Origin of the sequence: Streptomyces recifensis (assembly GCF_002154615.1) — a bacterium.
GTDB lineage: Bacteria > Actinomycetota > Actinomycetes > Streptomycetales > Streptomycetaceae > Streptomyces > Streptomyces griseoluteus.
This window is the reverse complement of record NZ_MUNH01000351.1, coordinates 1-2,901: the sequence shown is the minus strand read 5'-3', so window position 1 is coordinate 2,901 and position 2,901 is coordinate 1. Positions and strand designations below refer to the sequence as shown.

Below are 2,901 nucleotides of genomic sequence, written 5' to 3'. Positions count from 1 at the left end.
CGACCAGCGCGGCGGCCGGCAGGGTCAGCGCCCAGGCGGCGAACATCCGGGTCGCGGTGGACCAGCGGACCACTCCGCCCTTGCGGCCGAGGCCCGCGCCCATCACCGAGCCGGAGACGACGTGGGTGGTGGAGAGGGAGAAGCCGAGGTGCGAGGAGGCCAGGATCGCGGTCGCGGCGCTGGTCTGCGCGGCGAAGCCCTGACGGGGCTCCAGGTCGGTCAGGCCCTTGCCCATGGTGCGGATGATGCGCCAGCCGCCGATGTAGGTGCCGAGCGCGATGGCCAGGCCGGCGGAGAGGATCACCCAGGTGGGAGGGTTGGAACCGGGGGAGAGGGCACCGCCCGCGATCAGGGCGAGGGTGATGATGCCCATGGTCTTCTGCGCGTCGTTGGTGCCGTGCGCCAGCGAGACCAGGCCGGCCGAGGCGATCTGGCCGGCGCGGTAGCCCTTGCGGGTCACCGGGGTGTCGCCGTCCCGGCCGATGCCGTAGGAGAGGCGGGTGGCGACCATCGTGGCGAGACCCGCCACGATCGGCGCGGCCACCGCCGGAAGCAGGACCTTGGTCACCAGCACCTCGCCGTGGACGGCGCCGAAGCCCGCCGAGGCGACGGTGGCACCGACGAGGCCGCCCATCAGGGCGTGCGAGGAGCTGGAGGGCAGGCCCACCAGCCAGGTCAGCAGGTTCCAGAGGATCGCGCCGGTCAGGGCCGCGAAGATGACCTCGGGACGGATGCCGGTCTCGTCGACGAGACCCTTGGAGATCGTGTTGGCGACCTCCACGGAGAGGAAAGCGCCCACCAGGTTGAGCGCGGCGGACATGGCCACCGCGACCTTGGGCTTGAGAGCGCCGGTCGAGATGGTGGTGGCCATCGCGTTGGCGGTGTCGTGGAAACCGTTCGTGAAATCGAACGCGAGTGCGGTTATCACCACTATCGCGAGGATCAGCGAGAAGCTTTCCATTTACCCAGGCAATCGTTCGAAGTCGTTGGCGGGATGAACGTAGGCAACCTGGGTGAACGGAAGGTGAACTGGGCCGGGCGCCTTGGTGCCGGAAGCGGCAGCCCGGATTCCGGGGGCTTCGGGAGGCCTTGCGGGGCCTGTTCAGTGCCCGCGTGCGAAGGCCCGCAGCCGGGTGGCGGAGCCGCGGAAGAGATCCTGGTCACCCGGCAGGTCTCCCTTGGTGCCGCGCTGCCAGAAGGTCCAGTACCGCCACCCGCCGGGCAGCCTGCCGGGCCCGGCGGAACCGTGGCTCGCGATCCACAGCGCGTGGTCGGCGGCGAAGTCGCGGCTGTTGCCGGTGCAGGCGGTCCACCAGTTGGCGGTGGTGTAGATGACCGGGCGGCGGCCGGTCTCCCGGCGCGTCTCGTCGCTGAAGGACCTGATCCAGCGCACCATCCGCGTCCGGCTCAGCCCGTAGCACTTGTGGTGCTTGTCGTACGGGTTGTACTCGATGTCCAGTGCGGGCGGCAGCGTCACCCCGTCCGCCCGCCAGTCGCCGCCGTGCCGGACGAAGTACGCGGCCTGCGCGGCACCGGAGGAACGATCGGGCAGGGCGAAGTGGTACGCGCCCCGGACCAGGCCGGCCCGGCGGGCGCCGTTGTACTGGCCGGTGAAGTAGGGGTTGCGGTAGGCCGTGGCCTCGGTCGCCTTGATGTACGCGAACCGGGCGCCCTCGGCGCGTGCCGCGTACCAGTCGACCCTCCTCTGGTGCGAGGACACGTCGTGGCCCTTGGGCTGGGTCCTGCGCGGCTCCGGCCTCGCGGCCGGCGGGGCGTGGGCGGCGGTGAGGGTCCCGGTGAGGGCCAGGGCCGAGAGGGCCGCCACGAGGACGCCCGCGCGGCGACGGGTTGAGGAGCGGTCACGGGCCATGCGGTCCCCCGGCGAGACGTGGTCCAGCGGCAAGAGGGATCAGTGAAGGCCGGAGGATCGGAAGAAGTGTGACTATTTCTTGCGTTTCCCATCGGTTTCGCCCGTTCGGTGGCGCGTGGAGGGGGCCGAAGCGGGCACACGGCCGGCCGCCTCCTGGCAGGATCGCGGCATGGCGGAACAGCGGCGGGACGCGGACGGCGACGAGGCGCGGGCCTGGGACGAGCTGGTGGCCACCGCCCGGCGCACCGTCGCCGACGGGCTGGTCGTCGGCACCTCCGGGAACGTCTCCGTACGGGTGGGCGACACCGTGCTGGTCACCCCCTCGGGCGTGCCCTACGACCGGCTCACCCCGGCCGACGTCACCGGCGTCGACCTCTCCGGCCGTCAGGTGCTCGGGTCGCTGGTGCCGACCAGCGAACTCCCCATGCACCTCGCGGTGTACCGCACCACCGGCGCCCGCGCGATCGTCCACACCCACGCCGTGCACGCCACCGCCGTCTCCACCCTGGTCACCGAGCTGCCCGCCATCCACTACCTGACCGGCGCCCTGGGCGGCCCCGTACGGGTCGCCCCCTACGCCCCCTACGGCACCCCCGAACTCGCCGCCCATGTGCTTTGGGCCCTGGAGGACCGCTCCGGCTGCCTACTGCGCAACCACGGCACGCTCACCCACGGGGACACCCTGGACCGCGCCTACGACCGCACCGCCCAGCTGGAGTGGATGTGCCGCGTCTGGCTCACGGCGTCCTCCGTGCCGGGGCTGAGCCCGTCGCTGCTGTCGGAGACCGAACTGGCGGAGGCGGGAGAGCGGCTGCGGGGGTACGGGCAGCGCTGAGCGCGGGGGCTCCACTGGCCGGGAGGCGCGCGTCCCGTGACACTGGACGCGTGCGCAAAGTCCACGTAGTCGCCGCCGCGATCGGTGCCGTGCTGGCCGCGGGCGCCGCGTCCGTGGCCGTCGGAAGGCTCGCCAGCGGTGCCGCGCTGAAGCTGCCGTCCGGCCGCCCGCTGCCCACCGAACCCCGGCTCACCGT

3 protein-coding genes are annotated in these 2,901 nt (G+C 72.5%); 1 reads left to right on the top strand and 2 read right to left on the bottom strand.

Annotation, left to right across the window (positions count from 1 at the left end):
* Window positions 1–961 (bottom strand): inorganic phosphate transporter (locus CCN33_RS18820; RefSeq protein WP_086694743.1); only part of this gene is annotated, 961 nt, incomplete at its 3' end.
* A 141-nt stretch (window positions 962–1,102) separates the two neighbouring features.
* Window positions 1,103–1,870 (bottom strand): lysozyme, encoded by a 768-nt coding sequence (locus CCN33_RS18815; RefSeq protein ID WP_086694744.1) that lies wholly within the window; start codon window positions 1,868–1,870, stop codon window positions 1,103–1,105.
* A gap of 169 nt (window positions 1,871–2,039) precedes the next feature.
* On the opposite strand from CCN33_RS18815, the gene CCN33_RS18810 reads away from it, so the two are divergent.
* Window positions 2,040–2,705 carry a class II aldolase/adducin family protein gene (locus CCN33_RS18810; RefSeq protein WP_086694742.1) on the top strand — a complete coding sequence of 222 codons (666 nt, stop codon included), beginning with the start codon at window positions 2,040–2,042 and terminating at the stop codon, window positions 2,703–2,705.
* Window positions 2,706–2,901: the final 196 nt, after the last annotated feature.

Coding starts and splice junctions, on each gene's coding strand:
- CCN33_RS18810 (WP_086694742.1), top strand. CDS start 2,040: ATGGCGGAACAGCGGCGGGACGCGGACGGCGACGAGGCGCGGGCCTGG.
- CCN33_RS18815 (WP_086694744.1), bottom strand. CDS start 1,870: ATGGCCCGTGACCGCTCCTCAACCCGTCGCCGCGCGGGCGTCCTCGTG.